Source organism: Flavobacterium pokkalii (assembly GCF_014596575.1).
Classification (GTDB): domain Bacteria; phylum Bacteroidota; class Bacteroidia; order Flavobacteriales; family Flavobacteriaceae; genus Flavobacterium; species Flavobacterium pokkalii.
The window spans coordinates 59,219-80,357 of the sequence record NZ_NASZ01000008.1 but is presented as its reverse complement, the minus strand read 5'-3'; the positions used below and the strand labels follow the sequence as shown (position 1 = coordinate 80,357).

At 34.7% G+C, this 21,139-nt stretch carries 11 protein-coding genes; all 11 read left to right on the top strand.

Going from position 1 to position 21,139, the window contains the following annotated elements:
• The first annotated feature begins 12 nt into the window (after positions 1–12).
• The 11 genes from B6A10_RS07250 to B6A10_RS07200 all read left to right on the top strand — a co-directional run bounded on the left by B6A10_RS07250 (position 13) and on the right by B6A10_RS07200 (position 21,139).
• Positions 13–3,117 carry a SusC/RagA family TonB-linked outer membrane protein gene (locus tag B6A10_RS07250; protein WP_188220336.1) on the top strand — a complete coding sequence of 1,035 codons (3,105 nt, stop codon included), beginning with the start codon at positions 13–15 and terminating at the stop codon, positions 3,115–3,117.
• A gap of 20 nt (positions 3,118–3,137) precedes the next feature.
• The gene (locus B6A10_RS07245; RefSeq protein WP_188220335.1) at positions 3,138–4,829 is read left to right on the top strand and encodes a RagB/SusD family nutrient uptake outer membrane protein; all 1,692 of its coding nucleotides are present in this window, start codon (positions 3,138–3,140) and stop codon (positions 4,827–4,829) included.
• Between the two features lie 18 nt (positions 4,830–4,847).
• Positions 4,848–6,248 (top strand): DUF4960 domain-containing protein, encoded by a 1,401-nt coding sequence (locus B6A10_RS07240; RefSeq protein WP_188220334.1) that lies wholly within the window; start codon positions 4,848–4,850, stop codon positions 6,246–6,248.
• Between the two features lie 11 nt (positions 6,249–6,259).
• The gene (locus B6A10_RS07235) at positions 6,260–7,807 is read left to right on the top strand and encodes a glycoside hydrolase family 32 protein (RefSeq protein WP_188220333.1); all 1,548 of its coding nucleotides are present in this window, start codon (positions 6,260–6,262) and stop codon (positions 7,805–7,807) included.
• Between the two features lie 22 nt (positions 7,808–7,829).
• The gene (locus tag B6A10_RS07230) at positions 7,830–8,735 is read left to right on the top strand and encodes a carbohydrate kinase family protein (RefSeq protein WP_188220332.1); all 906 of its coding nucleotides are present in this window, start codon (positions 7,830–7,832) and stop codon (positions 8,733–8,735) included.
• Between the two features lie 331 nt (positions 8,736–9,066).
• Positions 9,067–10,749, top strand: coding sequence for a DUF6377 domain-containing protein (locus B6A10_RS07225; protein ID WP_188220331.1), 1,683 nt, complete (start codon positions 9,067–9,069; stop codon positions 10,747–10,749).
• A gap of 218 nt (positions 10,750–10,967) precedes the next feature.
• On the top strand, positions 10,968–13,991 hold the full coding sequence (locus B6A10_RS07220; RefSeq protein WP_188220330.1) for a SusC/RagA family TonB-linked outer membrane protein: 3,024 nt from the start codon (positions 10,968–10,970) through the stop codon (positions 13,989–13,991).
• Positions 13,992–14,002: 11 nt separating this feature from the next.
• Positions 14,003–15,484, top strand: coding sequence for a RagB/SusD family nutrient uptake outer membrane protein (locus tag B6A10_RS07215; protein WP_188220329.1), 1,482 nt, complete (start codon positions 14,003–14,005; stop codon positions 15,482–15,484).
• A gap of 11 nt (positions 15,485–15,495) precedes the next feature.
• Positions 15,496–16,968 carry a SusF/SusE family outer membrane protein gene (locus B6A10_RS07210; protein WP_188220328.1) on the top strand — a complete coding sequence of 491 codons (1,473 nt, stop codon included), beginning with the start codon at positions 15,496–15,498 and terminating at the stop codon, positions 16,966–16,968.
• Positions 16,969–17,018: 50 nt separating this feature from the next.
• The gene (locus B6A10_RS07205; RefSeq protein WP_188220327.1) at positions 17,019–18,782 is read left to right on the top strand and encodes an endo-dextranase; all 1,764 of its coding nucleotides are present in this window, start codon (positions 17,019–17,021) and stop codon (positions 18,780–18,782) included.
• A gap of 242 nt (positions 18,783–19,024) precedes the next feature.
• Positions 19,025–21,139, top strand: a complete 2,115-nt coding sequence (locus B6A10_RS07200) for a glycoside hydrolase family 97 protein (protein WP_188220326.1) — start codon at positions 19,025–19,027, stop codon at positions 21,137–21,139.

The window sequence follows — 21,139 nt, the reverse complement described above, 5'->3', positions numbered from 1 at the left end:
ACAAACTAACCAATGAAATGTAAATTAATTTATTTTTTATGTTTCCTCTTTTCGATGTCTCTTATTCAGGCACAGGAAATAGGAATTAAAGGTACTGTAATCTCATCCGAAGACGGATTGCCTTTGCCGGGAGCAACGGTATTGATTTCGGGTACCAATAAAAGTGTAAGCACTGATATTGACGGAAACTTTGCTTTTTCCAATGTTGCTTCTAACGGAAGTTTAATTATTTCTTATGTAGGATATAATTCGCAAACGATTCAAATAAAGGGACAAAAAAACTTTAAAATTGCCTTAATAGGCGAGAGTAATCAATTAACTGAAATTGTGGTTACGGGTTATTCCAAGCAGAGAAAAACCGATATCACTGGTGCTGTAAGCGTTGTGGATATGAAAGAATTATCCAAACAACCGGAACCAAATCCATTAAAAGGATTACAAGGAAGATTGGCTGGGGTAAAAGTTACTTCAGATGGTTCTCCGAGTGGGGCAAATACCAATATCGTAATTCGTGGGGTGGGAACACTTAATAACACTTCACCTTTATTGGTAATTGACGGAATGCCAACCAAATCCGGAATGCACGAATTGAATCCGAATGATATTGAATCTATTCAGGTTTTGAAGGATGCTTCTTCGGCAAGTATTTACGGTTCGCGGGCTTCAAATGGTGTTATTATTATTACCACCAAAAAAGGAAAAGCCGGCAATATGAAAATTGATTTCAGCCATTATACAGCTTTGTCTTCTTATAGCAGAAGATTGAGCGTTTTGAATGTGGAACAGTACGGACAAGCACTTTGGCAAGCCAACATCAATGATGGATTAAATCCAAACAGCAACAATTTAAGTTATCAGTTTGACTGGGAAGTGGCCAACAACAAACCGCAATTGAACAAAATTTTGGTTCCGGAATACTTAGATGCTAACCAAACTTTAAAATCAGCAAATACCAACTGGTACGATGAAATTTCTCAAACAGGTATCGCACAATCATATGATTTGGCTGCGTCAAATGCTTCAGACAAGGGAAGTTACTTGTTTTCTTTGGGGTATTACAACAACCAAGGTGTAGTGAAAACCACTGAATTTGAAAGAATTTCAGCTAGAATGAATAGCTCCTATAAATACTTTGATGGAAAATTAGTTATTGGAGAGAATTTCACGTTAAACCGTACTAATGAGGTTTCTGATCCAGGAGTTCTTGATCCGGCTTTGCGTGCTTTGCCTTTAATTCCGGTTCGAACAATTGATGGTAAAGGATGGGGTGGACCTGTGGGCGGAATGAACGACAGACAAAATCCGGTTCGTTTATTAGAATACAACAAAGACAATAAATACGATTATTTGCGATTATTCGGAAATGCTTATGCAGATTTAGAAATTGTAAAAAACCTTCATATCAAAACCAGTTTTGGGGTAGATTATGGTTTTTACAAAAAAAGAAATTTACAACGTAGTTATGTTTCGGGTTATTTGCAGAATGACCAAAATTCTGTAACGATTGACCAATCGGTTAGTGATAAATGGACATGGACCAATACCGCTTTGTATAATATAGAATTTGGAAAACATAAATTGAATTTATTGGCAGGAACCGAGATGTACAAAGATGTTTTTGATACCAATACTTTAAGAAAAAATGACTTTTTGATTGAAACTCCAGATTATATGTACCCGGATGCCGGTACAGGAGAATCTTTCACCAGTGGTTCCTCAACAAGTTATTCGTTACTTTCTTATTTTGGAAAAGTTGATTACGAATTTGATGATCGCTTTTTGTTGTCCGGAACCATTAGACGTGATGGTTCTTCCCGATTTGGAAAAAACAATCAGTTTGGAACATTTCCGGCAGTTTCGGCAGGATGGAGAATTAGCAATGAAGCTTTCATCAAGGACAAAGCCGATTTTATTTCTGATTTAAAATTACGTGCCGGTTGGGGACAAACTGGTAATCAGGAAATTAGTAATACTGCAGTTTACTCACTTTATTTAGCCAGTTATGCAGGTGGAAGTCCTACTTGGGCGACTTCTTTTGGGACAGCTTATGATATTGCAGGTAACGGTAATGGTTTATTGCCTTCCGGATTTATTGCTACCCAAACGGGTAATGACGATTTGAAATGGGAAACTACTACGCAAACAAATATTGGTTTGGATTTTGGATTTTTTAATCAAAAATTGAGTGGTTCTATTGATTATTACAACAAACAAACTAAAGATATTTTGGTATTGCCACCTTATTTAGGAGTAATTGGTGAAGGAGGAAGCCGTTGGGTAAATGGTGCTGCTATGGAAAACAAAGGATGGGAATTTGCCTTGGCTTATCATGATGAAACTTCTTTTGGATTGAAATATGATATTTCGGCAAACTTTTCAGCTAATAGAAATAAAATTACAAAACTGCCGGATGAGGTAAAAAATAATTACGGTGGAAATGGTTTGGACGACAATATTTTAGGAAGACCTATTAATTCTATGTACGGTTATGTGACCGATGGTTTATTTAAATCACAGGATGAAGTGGATAATTCACCACTTCAGGAAGGAAAAGGTTTAGGACGTATTCGTTATGTGGATTTAAACGGAGATGGTTCGATTACAGATAAAGACAGAACTTGGATTGGAAATCCAAATCCAGGATTTCAATACGGTTTTAATCTTGGTTTAGGATATAAAAATTTTGATTTGACTACTTTTTGGGAAGGAACCGGAAATGTAGATGTAATAAACAGAACTAAATACCAAACCGATTTTTGGAGTGTAGATGATGTGGGGTCTAACAAAGGAACACGATTATTAAACGCCTGGTCTTTAGATAATCCAAATTCAACTATTCCGGCATTGACTACTATTGATAAAAATGCCGAGTCGAGATTTTCTACCTATTATGTTGAAAACGGAAGTTATTTAAAGCTGCGTGTTTTACAATTGGGCTATAGTTTTTCGAAAGAATTATTGCAAAAAATGAAATTGAACAGCTTTAGATTTTATGTAAGTGGTCAAAATTTATTTATTCTCGATGCAAAATCATTTACGGGAGTTGATCCGGAAAACGCTGGTTTTGGTTATCCACAACCAACCACTTTTACGATGGGACTAAACCTGACTTTATAATCCAATAAAAATTTAGCAAAATGAAAAAAATAATATATATAGCGAGTTTTTTAACCTTATTGATCAGCTCGTCCTGTACCGATTTTTTAGATAATAACCCGAGAGGCGTTTTATCTGAAGATGATGTGGTAACCCCACAATCTATTGAAGGTTTTATGAATGCGGCTTACGCTCAATTAGGGAATGACCATTATGATTCGCCTTATAGTTTGTGGCCGTTTGGGAATGTTCGTTCTGATGATGCATATAAGGGTGGAAGTGGTACTAATGATATACAAAACTTTCACTTTTTTGAAGTTTCAAATAATATTCGTCCCGATTTTGGTGAATTAGATTCCTTTTGGTACATCAGTTATGTAGGGGTTTCCAGAGTAAACAAAGCTTTGAAAGCTTTAGAGATAATTAATGAAAGCGAGTATCCTTTAAAAAGCAGACGTATTGCCGAGATGCGTTTTCTTCGTGGTCATTTTTATTTTATGCTGAAAATAATGTATCGCAATGTTCCTTACATTACCGAAGATATCCCAGTGGAAGATTATAAATTAATTGCTAATAATGCGCTTTCCAATGAAGCTCTTTGGGAAAAAATTGCTGAAGATTTTGAAGCAGCTGCCGAAGTTTTACCAGACACACAGTCTCAGGTAGGAAGAGCAACCAAAAAAGCTGCTTATGCTTATTTGGCCAAAACCAGATTGTATCAAGCCTATACACAGGATGAAAAATACAATGTTACAGGAATAAATACAGAGCATTTGCAACAGGTTTTGGATGCAACCGAAAAAGTAATTGGAAAAGCCAGCTTGGAAGGCGATTTTGCCAACAACTTTTTACCGGGAACTTATGAAAATGGTCCGGAATCTCTTTTTGCGATTCAATTTTCAGACAATGATGGGACTTTATATGGAAGATTAAATTTTTCTGATGTGCTTTCAACTCCACAAGGATTAGGTTGTTGTGATTTCCACAAACCAAGTCAAAATTTGGTGAATGCTTTTAAGACCGATGCGAATGGTTTGCCAGAATTTGACACATTCAATAATGATGATTTTGATTATAAAAACATTGATGAATTTACCGTAGATCCTAGATTGTATCATACAGTAGCTATGCCGGGACTGCCATATAAATACGATCCTGAATATTTATATGTTGAAGCATGGGTTCGTAATCCGGGTACTTATGGTTATTATGCCTCGTTAAAAGAAAATGTGGCTCCTAGTTGTAGTTGTGTGGTAAATATTGATCCTTTTTATGGGAATTCAAAAAACAGAATCCAAATTAGATATGCAGATGTTCTTTTATTCAGAGCCGAAGCTTTAATCGAATTAGGGCAACAAGCCGAAGCGCTACCATTAATTAATGAGGTGAGAAACAGAGCAGCACAAAGTACAGGTCGATTGACTTATGTTTCCAATTTTAAAATCAACCCTTATGTTGATGGGGTGAATTGTACGTGGACTCAGGATTTTGCCCGAAAAGCATTGCGATTTGAAAGAAGATTGGAATTTGCAATGGAAGGTAGTCGTTTCTTTGATTTAGTACGTTGGGGAGTGACCGAGGAGGTGATGAATACTTTTTATGAAGGTGAAAAATCAAAACGTAGCTATTATAGCGATGCACATTTTGATGCCGAAAAAGAAGAATATTGTCCGATACCATTGGCTCAGATTAACTTTAGTCAAGGTTTATACAAACAAAACCCGGGTTATTAATTTAAATATTCAGAAAAGATGAAAATAACACTAAATAAAATTGGATATCTGTTGACAGTATTTTTCATAATGCTGTTAAGCTTAACTTCATGTGAAGATAATTTTAACAATAACGGATTAGATATTGACAGTCCTTCAAATGTTGCTTCTTTAACGGTCAATGGTGTTGAAGCAACAATAAGTCAAAATACAGGAGAAATTAATTTGGTTATGCCTTATGGTTCTGACGTAACTTCTGTAATCCCTGAAGTGGTTTTAGAGGAAGGTGCAACTGCTAATATTGATTTTTCAGAGGCGATGGATTTTAGAAATACCATCAAATTTAGAGTCGTAAATGGTAATCTTTTTAAAGATTATACCATCAAAACAACTATTTTAAGTCCTATCAAAACTTTCTCAATTAACAATGTAGCGGCGGTTATCAATGATGCAGCCAAAACCATAACGCTTACTTTACCGGAAGGAACAGATTTAAGCAGTTTAAAGCCAGTTATTGAAACCACTACAGGGGTTAGTATTTCTCCAACTTCAGGAATAACAATTGATTTTTCTGCTCCGGTTACTTTTGTAATTACGGCTAATGGTAAAAGTGTTAATTATACTGCTAATGTGGGGGTGCCGGTACAAGGTTTAGTGGTTGCATTTTTAGGAACTGCAGCCAACCGTGCAGCAATAACAAATATGGACGAAATAACTGCAGCTGATTGGCTTTTTGATACTTACGGCGGAGGTGCCCGATACATTTCTTTTGATGATATTGTTAATGGTGCTTCTTTAGCGGACATTGATGTGATTTGGTGGCATTTTGATTCGGCTACCAATTTGCCAACGGTGGCATTCAAACCAGTTGTTACGCAAGCCTTACAAACATTCCGATCTAATGGAGGTAATTTATTACTAACATCATTTGCGTCACAATATGTAGATGCTTTGGGTATTGTTCCATCCGGAAAAGGGCCAAATAATGTTTTTGGAGATTTCTTACCTGGAGGTTGGGTTGACGGCAATTCTTGGGGAATGTCTTTTAGAGGTCATGAATCACATCCAATTTTTGATGGACTCACTACTTATGAAACCGGAAAAGCCTACTTATTGCAAAGTGGAACCTACCGATTGAACCATACTGCCTGGTGGTTTGTACCAGAATGGGGTGGCTATGTTAACGGTGCAGGGTGGAGAGATCAAACCGGAGGAACAAACTTAGCCAGTGAAGGTTGGGACGATAACTTAGATGGTCGTGTAACAATTGCAGAATGGCCTAATAACAATGCTGATAAAAATGTCGTAGTGATCTCCATGGGGGCTTATGATTGGTATAATGAAGAAAGTAATGGAGTGCCGAGTCAGCCAAATGAGTTTATTACAAACATTAAATTATTAACGCAAAACAGTATTAATTATTTAGCATTAAATAACTAAAAACGAATCCAATGAAAATTAAAAATATTATTCTGGGATCTTCAATTTTCTTTTCGCTGCTTTCTTGTAGCCAAAATGATGATACCTACATAGGTGGTTCTATTTCAGGTGGTGAATCATCGATAGCCAGTATTTATCCAATTCCTCCATCCCAATGGATGGGGGGAAAGGATCCCTATTACAGCGCCGGTTATACCGGAGATATTATGCCTTTTTTTGATAATGGAAAATTTCATGTGTTTTTTCTGCACGATGCCCAAAATAAACCTGCGGGAAAAGGTTTCCATGATATTCATGAATTTCAAACTACCGATTTGGCTCATTTCAGTTACAACGGACAAATGATTCCTTATGGAAATGCAGATGAGGCAGATTTTGGAGTAGGGACAGGATCGGTGGTGAAAGTTGGTAATACCTATTATTTTTACTACACAGGACATAATGCAATTCCTGCTTTTTTAGAATCAAATCCCAGAGAAAGTGTTCTTTGTGCCACAAGTACGGATTTAAAAAACTGGACTAAGATTTCAAATTTCAAAATTACCGCTCCGGCGGGTTATTTGGATTTTGATTTTAGAGATCCTCATGTTTTCTTTAATGAAGAATTGAATAAATATTCGATGTTGGTAAGCACACAAACCGAACCGGGAAGAAAAGCCGTTTTGTTGCATTTTACCTGTAGCAATCCAGCCACTGGAAATTGGGAAGTTCAGGCTCCTATTTATACCACTACTTCAGAAGAAAATTATTTGATGATGGAATGTGCCGATGTTTTCAAAATGGGGAATTATTGGTATTTGCTTTTCTCTGAAAACTGGGGAAATAGCAAAGGAACTCATTATCGAATGGCAACTTCTCTAAATGGTCCTTGGATTACACCAGAACAGGATATGATTGACGGAGAATATTTTTATGCAGCCAAAACCGCATCGGATGGGAATAAGCGTTATGCTTTTGGTTGGACAGCCAGAAAATCACCGCAAAATGATGCCGGAAGTAAAGAATGGGCAGGAAATATGGTCATTCACCAAATCAGTCAAAATACGGATGGAACCTTGTCGTTTCTGGCACCACAGGCTGTAAAGGATTTATTTACAAAAGAAATTTTTGTAGAATCTGTAAATACAACAGGAACAGTTAGCGAAAATAATGCTAACTTTCAGCTCAGTGGAAATGCCAGTGTAGATTTTAAATCAGCCGGAAAAAAAGCCAAAATTAATGCAACGATTTCTTTAGGAAATACAAGTACTTCGGCTGGTTTTAAATTTGATATTAATGATTCGGGAGATTATTACAAAATAGTATTAGATCCGGCGAACAATCGTATTGCAGCATATAATTCGACAAATCAGTTGGTAACACAAATTCCTTTTGCGATAGCTAAGGATGTTAATTATGAGGTAGAATTAATTTGTGATGGCAGTATTTGTACTTTTTACATTGGTGGAAATAAGGTGCTAAGTAATCGTATTTATGGCAGAGAACTTTATAAATGGGGATTACTTTCAGAAGGAAACCAATTTAAAGTTTCAAATTTAACACTGAAAACAACCGAATAAATCAATTAACTTTTTAGATAAAATGACTAAAAACAAAAAAATAAAAGCATTCTCATTTGGAGAGGTATTGTGGGATGTTTTTCCAACACATAAAAAAATTGGAGGAGCTCCTTTGAATGTGGCTTTGAGAATGCAGTCTTTAGGTGCCGATGTGGCGATGATAAGTAAAGTAGGGCTTGACGAGGATGGAGAGGCTATCGTTACATTTGTGAAAGAAAATGGAGTGAATACCAATTATATTCAGGCAGGAGCAGATTATAAGACAGGTGTAGTTCATGTAATGGTAAATGAGAAAGGAAATGCATCTTATGATATTTTATATCCATCAGCCTGGGACAAGATAAAAGCTGAAGACGGATTGGTACATCAAATTTCAGATTCCGATGTTTTTGTTTTTGGAAGTTTGAGCGCTCGTGACGAAGATTCGCGGGCTACTTTAATGCATTTGTTAGAAAATAGTAGTACTTATAAAGTTTTTGATGTTAATTTAAGAGCACCATACTATACTTTTGAATTGATTAGTCATTTGATGCATGAGGCAGATTTTGTCAAATTAAATGATGAAGAATTACTGGAAATCAGCCAAAAAATGGGATCTCCTTATCACTCTTTTGAGCAAAATATCAAATTTATAGCCAAAGAAACCAATACCAAGCATATATGCGTGACCAAAGGTGCTTTTGGAGCCGTTTTGTATTATAATGATAAATTTTACTACAACAGTGGCTATTTTATCAAAGTAATGGATACGGTAGGGGCCGGTGATTCTTTTTTAGCATCATTGCTTATTAAGCTATTAAATGGCAAATCTCCTCAAAAAGCTTTGAATTTTGCTTGTGCAGTTGGCGCTTTAGTTGCAGGAAGCGAAGGCGCTAATCCTGCATTGACTAAAAAAGACATCAGTAAATTTATGATGTTAAAATCTTAATTTACCATTTTTTCTAAAAGCCTGTACATTCTTTTGAACATGCCCCAAAAAGTTAAATACTCTTTGGGGCATTTTTAATAGTTGTTATGTAATTCATTATTGTTCAGTAGAAAACTTATCAGGAATTTTAATCAAATCAAAAAGGTTTACTTTAAAAAAGTTATTGAAAAAGAGTAATCTTAGTGTAATTAATAGTAAAATTGCAGAGTATTAGTTGTAAAAATATCAAGTTCATTAAGAACAAATTGAATTCCTTTCTGCAAGTATTACAACTCATCTTCTGAATTTTAAAAACAATACTTCTTAATTGACTTTTTAAATTATATTGGCAATGACAAAATTATTCCCATCAAAACAGTTAAGCATTTTAATTACGATTATAGTATTAATTTATACTTCTTCGTCAGCCCAGGAAAGTAAATTAGATTCATTAATTCATATTATTGAAAATGCCTCAAAATATGATGCAAAGAAAAAAGCTGAAATAGACAGTATTCGAAACATTTTAAAAAACACAAAAAAAAGTGACGTTTTATCACTTTATAATCTAAATACCGAAATGTTTTATCGCTTTAAAGTTTTTCAACGGGATTCGGCTTTTTATTATGGAATTCAAAGTAAAACACTGGCAAAACAATTACATGATAAATCGTTTTTAGCGACTGCTAATATGAATCTGGCAGATATTTGTGTGTCATCAGGAATGTATAAAGAAGCACTGGATTTTTTGGAGCCTTCTAAAATAGATGATAAAAATACCGATTACAATACGCTTTATTATGGTATTTTGGGACGGTGTTATGGTGATATGGCTGAATATAGTAATACGCCCTATTTTAATAAGCAATATTTAAGCTTAGCCTATTTATATAGGGAAAAAGCACTCTCGTTAACAGAAGACGGCACTTTTTTTCATTATTTTTTAGAGGCCTTTAATAAGTTTAAAGAAGGCAAATTACAAGAATCATTTTCTGATTTTAAAACCCTTTTACAAAAGAAAAATCAACCTCATGATCAGGCATTAGTGCATTATATGCTTGGCGAATTGTATCAACAATTAGGAAATAATGACAAAGCAATTTCGCATTTTTCGGAAGCTGTAATTTCTGACATTAAAACTTCAACCAAAGAATCATTAGCCATCATCAAGCTTTCGGAACTTTTATTTAAAAAAGGTGATTTGAATAATGCTTCAATCCTCATCAAAAAGGCAAATGAAGATGCTTCTTTTTATGGCGCCCAACAGCGAAAAATTCAGGTTGGAGCTATTTTACCGCTTGTAGAACAAGAAATACTTAAACTCGTTGAAAAAGAAAAGCAAAGATTATACTGGCAATATATCATTGTAAGTATCTTTTTGATTATAGCTATTTGTTTTGCAATTATTATCTACAATCAAAATAGAAAGCTTACTAAAGCAAGGAAAATTATTGCAGATGCACATCAAAATTTAAAGCAGATTAATAAACAGTTACTGAAAGTAAACGATAAAATCAAATCTCAAAATATAGAAATTAAACAAGTTAACAATCAACTTTCTGAGGCTAATAAAATTAAAGAAGAGTATCTCGGATTGTTTTTTACACAATACGACGGCATTTTTGAAAAATTTAATGCCTTTATAAATTCGATGAAAAAAAACATTGAAGAAGAAAGATACGACAAAGTAAACCGTACGATTTTAAGTTATAATTTAAAGAGAGAAAAAGAAAAGTTATTAGAGAATTTTGACAAAGCTTTTGTGAGTCTGTTTCCTAATTTTATAAAAGAATTTAACTCTTTAATGAAAGAAGAACATAAAATTCTATTAGACAAAGAGCAAGTTCTGACTAAAGAGTTACGAATTTATGCTTTAATTCGTCTGGGAATTACACAGAATGAAATTATAGCGCAAATTTTAGGCTATTCTGTTAATTCTATTTACGCTTACAAAACCAAAATCCGAAATAATTCGTCAATTAATAAGGAAGATTTTGATAAAAAACTACTCAAAAACACTACTTTAAAGCTATAAAAACGCCTGATTTTCTATATTATTATTTGACTTTAAAATATTGTAAAGTAAACAAAATTAAGGTTTTGTATTAAATTTTACCTAAAAACAGGCTGTATTTTTCTATACGTTTTTTTTGGAGAGTATTCTCGACATGTTATTTATGCAATTTTGTATTGAAAGTGTTTTTAACCAAACACAATCAAAACTAAAATAACTAACTAAAAAATTAATGTATTATGAAAATTACTTCATTAAACAGGGCTAAACCATCCCTGTGTTTCTTAATTTTTCTTCTCCTTCCATTCTTTATGATGGCTCAAAACGGAAAAATTAAAATTACTGGAAAAGTATTGGATGAAAGCAACCAACCTTTGCCAGGCGCATCAGTTTTACTTAAAAACAGTAATCAGACTTCCATTACCGATTTTGATGGGAAATTTGAAATTACGGTGCCTAATGAAAATGCCGTTTTAAGTATTTCTTTTATTGGATATAAGACCAAAGATATTGCCACAAACGGTAAAACATCTTTAAATGTCAATTTAGAATTAGCATCAGAATCTCTTAACACGGTAGTTGTGGTTGGATATGGAGAGGTAAAATCCAAAGATTTGACCGGATCTATTTCGACTGTAAAACTGGCTGATATTAATAAACAGCCTGTGGCCAATGTGGGTGATGCCATTCAGGGACGTGCCGCCGGTGTTCAGGTTATTACCTCCGGAAAACCTGGTGATAATCCAACATTCAGAATCAGAGGTACGGGTACCATTGGGAATAATGATCCCTTGATTGTTGTTGACGGAATGCCTTTAACCGGAGGACTGAATCAAATAAACATGAATGATGTGGAGAGTTTGCAAATACTTAAAGATGCTTCTTCGACCGCAATTTATGGAGCCCGAGGGGCTAATGGTGTAGTAATCATTACGACTAAAAGAGGTTCCGTAGGGAAATCTTCATTGTCATTTGATTTTTCTACCGGAATATCTCAAGCTACCGATATACTTCAGGTATTAAATGCTTCTCAATTTGCCAGTTTGCATAACGATATTTTAAATAATGCCGGATTAACACCAAATCCAGACTTTCAAAATCCGGAATCCTTAGGAAAAGGCACGGATTGGGTGGATGCCTTTTTTAAAACAGGTATTCAAAATAATTATACGATGTCTTATACAGCCGGAAATGAAAAATCAAAAGTTTATACTTCCTTAAACGTTTTTGATCAAAAAGGTATCATCATTAATACCGATTATAAAAGATATATTTTTCAGTTTAATAGTGACACAAAAGTAAGTGATAACATCAAATTTGGGAATAGTTTAAAATTAAACCATGATATAAAATCACAAGGAGACTATAATATTCAAAATGCATTGATTTCTCTGCCAACACAACCTATTTACAGAGAAAATGGAAATTATTCAGGACCAATAGGGCAAGCCATATATTCTGGTGATGTTGATAATCCAATCGGTAAAGCTAATATTATTGATAATTCGACAAAAGGCTATAATATTCAAGGAAATATTTTTGGTGAGCTCACTTTTTTGAAAAACTTTAAATTCAAATCTTTAGCAGGAGCTGAAGCTAATTTTTGGAAGAGCAGAACTTGGGCACCAACCTATAATTGGGATTCTAAAATAGGGCAAAATGCTTTTTTATCCGAATCATCAAATCAGGCAATTACTTTATTATTGGATAACACATTGACTTTTTCTAAAAAGTTTGATAGTGGTATAAATCTAACGGCTGTTGTCGGAACGAGTGCACAGCAAAATAAATTTGAATATATCAGTGGTTCTATTCAGGATTTTCCAAGCGAAAGTACACAAACTTTGAATAATGGTATCGCACAAAGTACTTTACATGGTAGTGGTTCTGAATGGGCAATTTTTTCCACATTTGCCAGAGCTAATTTCGATTATAAAAGTAAGTATTATGCAACAGCAACAGTGCGTAGAGACGGTTCGTCACGATTTGGTACAGGAAATAAATATGGAACATTTCCTTCTGCATCATTAGCCTGGAGAATTTCAAATGAAGATTTTTTTAAGTCCAAAAGTGTAAATGATTTGAAATTACGATTAGGTTATGGAGTTACCGGAAACCAGGAAATTGGTAATTATTCCTTTTCTTCTAATTACAATACCTATCTGTATAACTTTAATGGGAATTTTGTTAGTGCTGCCATTCCAACGGTTTTGCCTAATTCCAATGTTAAATGGGAATCTCAGGAACAATATAACATAGGTTTGGATGCATCACTTTTTAACGAGAGAGTTAATCTTACTTTGGACGCTTATATTAAAAATACTAACGATATGTTAGTACCTCAGTCGGTACCGGTAACATCCGGTTATTCAGACATCTTTGTACCTTATATTAATGCCGGAAAAATTAGAAACAAAGGAATCGAATTGGTTATTAATACCAAAAACATTCAAAAAGATAAATTGAGTTGGAATACCGACTTTGTTTTTTCATTAAATAGAAATAAAGTAATCGATCTAAACGGTGATGCTCCACTAGTAACAGGAGGTTTAGGCTTAAATTATAATGTATCAAGAATCAAAGAAGGATTGCCAATCAATGTATTTTACGGATTTGTTCAGGACGGGATTTTCCAAACTCAGGCTGAAGTAGATAACCACGCTATTCAAGTACAGGGAACTTCTTCGAGCAACAGTACATCAGCAGGTGATATTAGATTCAAAGATTTAAATAATGACGGTTTGATTACAGATGCTGACCGTGCCTATATTGGAAATCCAAACCCTGATTTTTCAGCTTCTTTAAACAATACACTTACATACGGGGACTTTAGTCTAAGCATATATTTACAAGGGGTTTATGGAAATGATATTTTCAATGCTAACAGATTGTATAATGAAGCGATGTCCATCACCACCAATCAATCTACTGCAGTATTAGGAAGATGGACTGGTCCGGGAACAAGTAACAGTATGCCAAGAGCTGTTTATGGAGATCCAAATAACAACAACAGAGCATCTTCAAGATATATTGAAGACGGTTCCTATTTAAGAATTAAAAATGTAAGTCTTACATACAATATCCCAACTGATTTTGGAAAAGATAAGATTTTTGACTACGCAAAAGTATATCTGTCAGGTCAAAATTTATTCACATTTACAAAATATAATGGTTTTGATCCAGAAGTTTCTACTAATGGTATTGACAACAATATCTATCCTGTTACAAGAATTATTTCTCTTGGTTTAAATGTTGGATTTTAAAAAATAAAAAGATGAAATTTATAAAAATAATAGTTTTAGCATTAGCAATTTTTGCTAATACCCAATGTTCTAATGACTTTTTAGATAAAGCTCCTTTAGACACGATAAACACTTCCAATTACCCAACAAATGCAAATGAATTAGTGACGCTAGTTAATGGCGCTTACCAACCTTTGCAATGGCCTAAATTGTACAACTTAAGAATGTGGACTTCTGATATTATGGCCGGAAATAGTATTGTAGGAGCCGGAGGAGGAACTGATGGTATTGAGACACAGGACATGTCTAATTTTGTAACCAGTACAGATAATCAAGGTGTATTAGACATTTGGAGAGGTCCATGGCCTGGTATTTTAAGAGCAAATATTGTGTTAAATGTTGCTCCAGATTTAAATATTGATGAAAATATCAAAAATCGTTCAATGGGAGAAGCTTATTTCTTAAGAGCTCATTATTATTTCATTTTAGTACGCTTTTTTGGAGATGTGCCTTTAATTACAACTCCGGGAAGTTCTAACACTGATTTGTTTCCTTCTAGAGTTTCTAAAGATTTAGTTTATGAACAAATTATTTCTGACTTAGAAAATGCTGCCGAATTATTACCTAATAAAAGTGACTACTCAGGAAGTGATATTGGGAGAGCCAATAAGGGAGCAGCTTTAGGAGAATTAGCAGAGGTTTATTTGACATTGGGAAACAATTGGCAAAAAGTGGTTGATTTAACTACTCAAGTTGAAGGTTTAGGATTTGATTTAAATACCAACTATGCCGATAATTTTAACCCTGTAACAGAAAATTCAAAAGAGTCCTTATTTGAAGTGCAATATGCTAGTGATGGAGGATATAGTTTTTGGGATAATGAAAATCAGGCATCGTGGACTAGTCCTTTTATGGGGCCTAGAGGAGCCAATTTTGTTGGTGGCGGTTTTGGATGGAATCAGCCAACACAGGAATTTATCGATTCCTATGAGGCGAATGACAAAAGAAAAGATGTAACTGTTTTTTATGACGGAGCGCCAGCTTTTGATGGGAAAAACTATCAAAGCAGTTATTCTACAACGGGGTATAATGTTAGAAAATTTTTGGTGCCCTTAAGTGTTGTTAGTTCCTATGATAATAGTCCTATGAATTTTCCAATTCTTCGTTTTTCTACTATTTTATTGATGAAAGCAGAGGCATTAAATGAATTAGGACAAACATCTCAAGCTGAAACTCCTTTGAATAAAGTTAGAAATCGAGCCGGACTTCCAAATATTGCTACCGGATTATCCAAAGAACAGTTTAGAGAAAAGGTATTGCATGAACGTAGAGTCGAATTGGCATTTGAAGGGCAAAGATGGTTTGATTTAGTACGGGTACTCAATGGACAATATGGACTTGATTTCCTTCATTCGATTGGAAAAACGAATGCTACTACTAAACATTTATTATTTCCAATACCACAAATTGAAAGAGATAGAAATCCAAAATTAACTCAAAATCCTGGGTACTAAAAAATACGATTATGAAAAATATTTTTATAAAAACACTTTCTATTCTTGGTACTCTATTTTTAGTACTAATGAATGCTTCTTGTGAAGATGTATTAAATGATTCTAGCCTGAATCAAAATGACGAATTAACACTTAGCGTTTCAAACTCTGAACTGGTTTTAGATGAACGTCAACCTAATGATAAATTGACCTTTAATTGGACAACGGGAACAAATGAAGGGACTAGTGCTTCTATTAGTTATGTCCTTCAAATTGATAAGGAAGGAAATAATTATGCCTCAGCAATTGATTATGAAATGGGAGTCAATTCATATTCATTTTCCTTAAGTTCGGCTACTTTAAATACTATTTTAATAAATACTTTTGGTGTGCAACCGGGAGCTACGCAAAATTTTGAAGCCAGAGTTATTGCTACAGTTGCTAATGAAAATGTTGAACCTCAAATAGCCAGTGTTACGTTTTCAGTGACAACTTATTTACCGGTTTCAAAAGAATTGTATATTATCGGAAGTGCCACTTCTGTAGGTTGGGATATTGCTAATGCATTACCATTTACGCTTTCATCCTCTAAACCTGGAACTTTTGTTTATCAAGGGGTTTTAAGTACTGGTTCTTTCAAACTGCCAGTAAGTAAAGAGGGGTGTTTTTGTCAGGATTTTTATACCCAAAATCCAACAGATGCCACAAAAATGGTTCATAATATTGGCGGCAGCGGTGATGATTTACAATGGGAAATCACGCAAGCCGGACAATATAAGATTACGGCAGATTTATTGAATTTAACGATTACTATAGAAGCAATTTCAGGACCGGCATTTTCTCATATTTATATTGTGGGTGATGCTTCGCCAAGTGGATGGGATATTAATACTCCAAGAGAATTTACTCAAAGCCAAGACAATCCATTTATTTTTACTTACGAAGCTCATTTAAAGCAGGGTAGTTTTAAAATTCTTGCAGGTGCTACTGGAGATTGGTGTGGCGAATGGTTCCGACCTTTAACTGACGGTCAGGCATTATCTTCAACTGCTGTGGAACAAAATTCAGGTTGTACAGTGGATAACAAATGGAATGTTGGAGCAGGAGAGGTTGGTCGTTATAAAATCACTTTGGATACACAAAATAATACTATAAAAATCCAAAAAGTAAATTTATACATCATTGGTGATGGCGGTCCAAATGGCTGGAATATCGCAACTCCAACCGCTATGACTTACACTAACGGTAATTATGTTTATACCGGACCGCTTGGAAGTGACAATGCAACCGGAGAATTTAAAATTTCCAAATTTAAAGGTGACTGGTGCGATGGCGACTGGTTAAACGCTGCAACTGCCAATCAATCTATATTAAACGGAAATTATATTATTACTCATGCTTGTGATGGTCCCGATAATAAATGGAAACTGCAAACAGGAAATGCGGGTAATTATCAAATTACTATCAATTTAGACAATGGAACAATGACCGTTGTTCCTCAATAATTAAACTTTAGGCCAATCTACAACGGATTGGCCTATTTAAACAAAAAATCATGAAATATTTTATTAAAAATAGTATTAAATGTGCTGTCCTTACATTGTGTTTTACGGCTTGCAGCAGTAATGATTCCGGTTCGTCTTCCATTCCGGAACCTCCTGTTGAGACAATTACATCCATCACAATAAAAACAGATTATGCAAAATATGCGCCTGGTGTAGCAGTTCATTTTATGATTGATAAATTACCTGAAAATGGCGTCATACGGTATAAATATTTGAATACTATTTTATCAGAAGAAGCACTGACTGGGACGAACTGGTCCTGGACTCCTCCTGCCGAAGATTATAAAGGTTATTTGGTGGAAATTTATAAAACCGTCGATAATGTAGAGACCATTTTGGCAACAACAGCCATTGATGTTTCTTCTGATTGGACTAAATTTCCGAGATATGGTTTCTTATCCAAATTTGGAACGATGACTGATAATCAAATAACAGCCGTTTTGGATAATTTAAAAGATTATCATATTAATTCTTTGCAATATTACGATTGGGGAAACAAACATCATGCCCCATTAAAAATGAGCGGAAGTTCTCCTGCTGCCAGTTGGCTGGATATTGCCGGAAGAACCATGTCTTTTAATACCGTTAAAACGTATATTGATAAAGCACATGAAAGAAACATCGCTTCTATGAGCTATAATTTATTGTACGGAGCCTGGAGTGATTTCAGTAACGACGGGGTTTCAAGTGAATGGTTTTTGTATAATGATCAAAATCACAATAATATTAATAAACATGACTTACCGGATTCCTGGCAAAGTGATATTTTGGTCACTAATCCAGCCAATACAGCCTGGCAAAACTATATTTTTGATAAAACCAATTTGATTTATCAAAATTTAAATTTCGACGGCTGGCATTTGGATCAGTTAGGTGACCGTGGAAATGTTTATGATTACAACGGAAATTTGGTAAAAGTAAATGAGACATTTACTCCTTTTCTTCAAAATTTGAAACAACGTTTCCCAAACAAAAAAAACATGCTGAATGCCGTGTCTCAATACGGGCAATCAAATATTTTAAGTACCCCTGTGGACGTGGCTTATACCGAAGTTTGGGGACCACGAGACGGATACAAAGATCTGGCTGACGTGATTCAGGGGAATAATAGTCTTTCCAATAACTCATTAAACACTGTTTTAGCTGCTTATATGGATTATGATAAAGCAAATGGTACCGGATTTTTTAATACTCCCGGAGTATTGCTGACTGATGCCGTGATTTTTGCTTTTGGTGGCGCACATTTAGAATTAGGAGAACACATGTTATCCAAAGAATATTTTCCACATGATAATTTACAAATGGATGGTGAACTAAAAAAATCACTTATTGAGTATTATGATTTTTTGGTGGCTTATCAAAATCTGTTACGTGACGGAGGTGATTTCAATAGTCCGATAATCACTTCAGGTGATGGTAAAATAAATTTGAAAACCTGGCCACCGGCTTATTCTAATGTAGCGGTGGTAGGGAAAAAAGTAGCTAACAAACAATTGATTCATTTAATCAATTTTACTAATGCAACAAGTTTAAATTGGAGAGATACTAATGGGGAACAGGCAACTCCAGCCAAAAAGAGCAACATGATACTTAATCTTCAGAATAATCAGGCGGTTAGCAAAGTTTGGTATGCTTCTCCGGATTATGAGGGTGGAGCTTCAAAAGAATTGTCCTTTAATCAGGTAGGAGGGAATTTAGTTTTTAAAATCCCATCCCTTCAATATTGGGGTATGATAGTAGTGGAATATTTATAAAATGAGATTGAATCTGTCTTCCAATTGAGTAAGCATTTTTATAGCAATAAAACATCTAATTGGTTTGATTTTAAAAAAATTGTTTGGTTATTTTTTAATGCAATTGTAGTACAAATTAGAGAATAAATAAAAATGTTTATCCTCCCCAATAAAAGGAGGCAGATTCAATCTCATTATTAAATTAAAATCGCCTTGTGACAGAATAAATTGATACGCAGCTAAAAGAATTAAAATAATAAAAAATGAAACATTCACGTTCAATACTGATTGCATTTTTGTTTGTATTACAAATATTAAGTGCCCAAAAATTACAGTCTCCTAACCAAAAACTCCAAATGGAATTTTCTTTGCAAAGTGATGGGACTCCTATATACAGTTTGACTTACAAAGGGAAGGTCGTTATAAAACCCAGTAAATTAGGTTTTCAATTAAAAAATGATGCTAAATCATTATTGAATGATTTTACCATTTTGGGTACAAAAACAAGCCGTTTTGATGAAACCTGGAAACCGGTTTGGGGTGAAGTTAATTCCATTCGTAATCATTATAACGAATTGGCTATAACTTTAAATCAAAATGGTACTGACAGACAAATGCTCATTCGTTTTCGATTGTTCGATGATGGTTTAGGATTTCGATATGAATTTCCGCAACAAAAAAATCTGGTTTATTTTACCATTAAAGAAGAGCGTACACAGTTTGCTATGAATGGCGATCATACGGCTTACTGGATTCCGGGAGATTATGACACGCAGGAATACAATTATACCACTTCAAAACTTTCTGAGATTAGAGCTTTTATGGAAAAAGCCTATACTACAGGAAATGTGTCGCAAACTTCCTTTTCGCCAACTGGTGTGCAAACTTCTTTGATGATGAAAAGTGATGATGGTTTGTACATCAATCTTCATGAAGCGGCATTAATCAATTATTCCTGTATGCACCTGAATTTAGATGATAAAAATTTTGTTTTTGAATCTTGGCTTACACCGGATTCAAACAAAGACAAGGGAAATATGCAGGTTCCTTGTCATTCGCCTTGGCGAACCATTATAGTTAGTGATGATGCCAGAGCAATTTTAGCTTCAAAAATGACTTTAAATTTAAATGATCCTTGCGAAATTGAGGATACATCATGGATTAAGCCTACGAAATATGTTGGTGTTTGGTGGGAAATGATTTCCGGAAAAAGCAGTTGGTCTTACACCGATGAATTTCCCGCAGTACAATTAGGTGTAACCGATTTTTCGAAGGCTAAACCCAATGGAAAGCACGGTGCCACTACGACAAATGTAAAACGATATATTGATTTTGCAGCCAAAAATGGTTTTGATGCCGTATTAGTCGAAGGATGGAATGAAGGCTGGGAAGATTGGTTTGGTCATGCTAAAGATTATGTTTTTGACTTCGTAACCCCTTATCCTGATTTTGATTTGAAAGGATTGAATGATTATGCTCATTCAAAAGGTATAAAGCTGATTATGCATCATGAAACTTCCGGCTCCATTCGAAATTACGAACGTTACATGGATGCTGCTTATAAATTAATGAAAGAATATGGTTATGATGCGGTTAAAAGCGGTTATGTTGGAAACATAATTCCAATCGGGGAAACGCACTATAGTCAGTGGACCAATAATCATTATCAATATGCAATTGAAAAGGCCGCAGATTACAAAATTATGGTCAATGCGCACGAGGCTGTACGTCCAACAGGAATTTGCAGAACCTATCCTAATTTGATTGGAAATGAGTCTGCAAGAGGTACCGAATATCAGGCATTTGGCGGAGACCGAAATAAACCAAATCACGTTACTATTTTACCCTTTACAAGATTAATAGGTGGTCCAATGGATTATACACCTGGAATTTTTGAGATGGATGTAACTAATGGTTCTCATGTAAATGCAACCATAGCGAATCAATTGGCATTGTATGTTACTATGTACAGTCCGTTGCAAATGGCAGCTGATTTTCCGGAGAATTATGAGAAGTTTTCGGATGCTTTCCAATTCATCAAAGATGTAGCCGTAGATTGGGATGAAAGTAAATACTTGGAAGCAGAACCTGGTCAATACATTACGGTTGCCAGAAAAGCCAAAGGAACAGATAACTGGTTTGTAGGTAATGTAAATGGAGAAACAGCCCGAACGTCAACGATTACCTTTGACTTTTTAGAAAAAGGGAAAAAATATGAAGCGACAATTTATTCAGATAGTAGTGATGCTAATTATTTAACTAATCCACAAGCTTATACTATTCGAAAAATGAAAATAACTAATAAAACAAAACTGAGTCAGTTTTCAGCTCCGGGAGGTGGTTATGCTATTAGTATTATTGAAAAGAAAAAAAAGTAA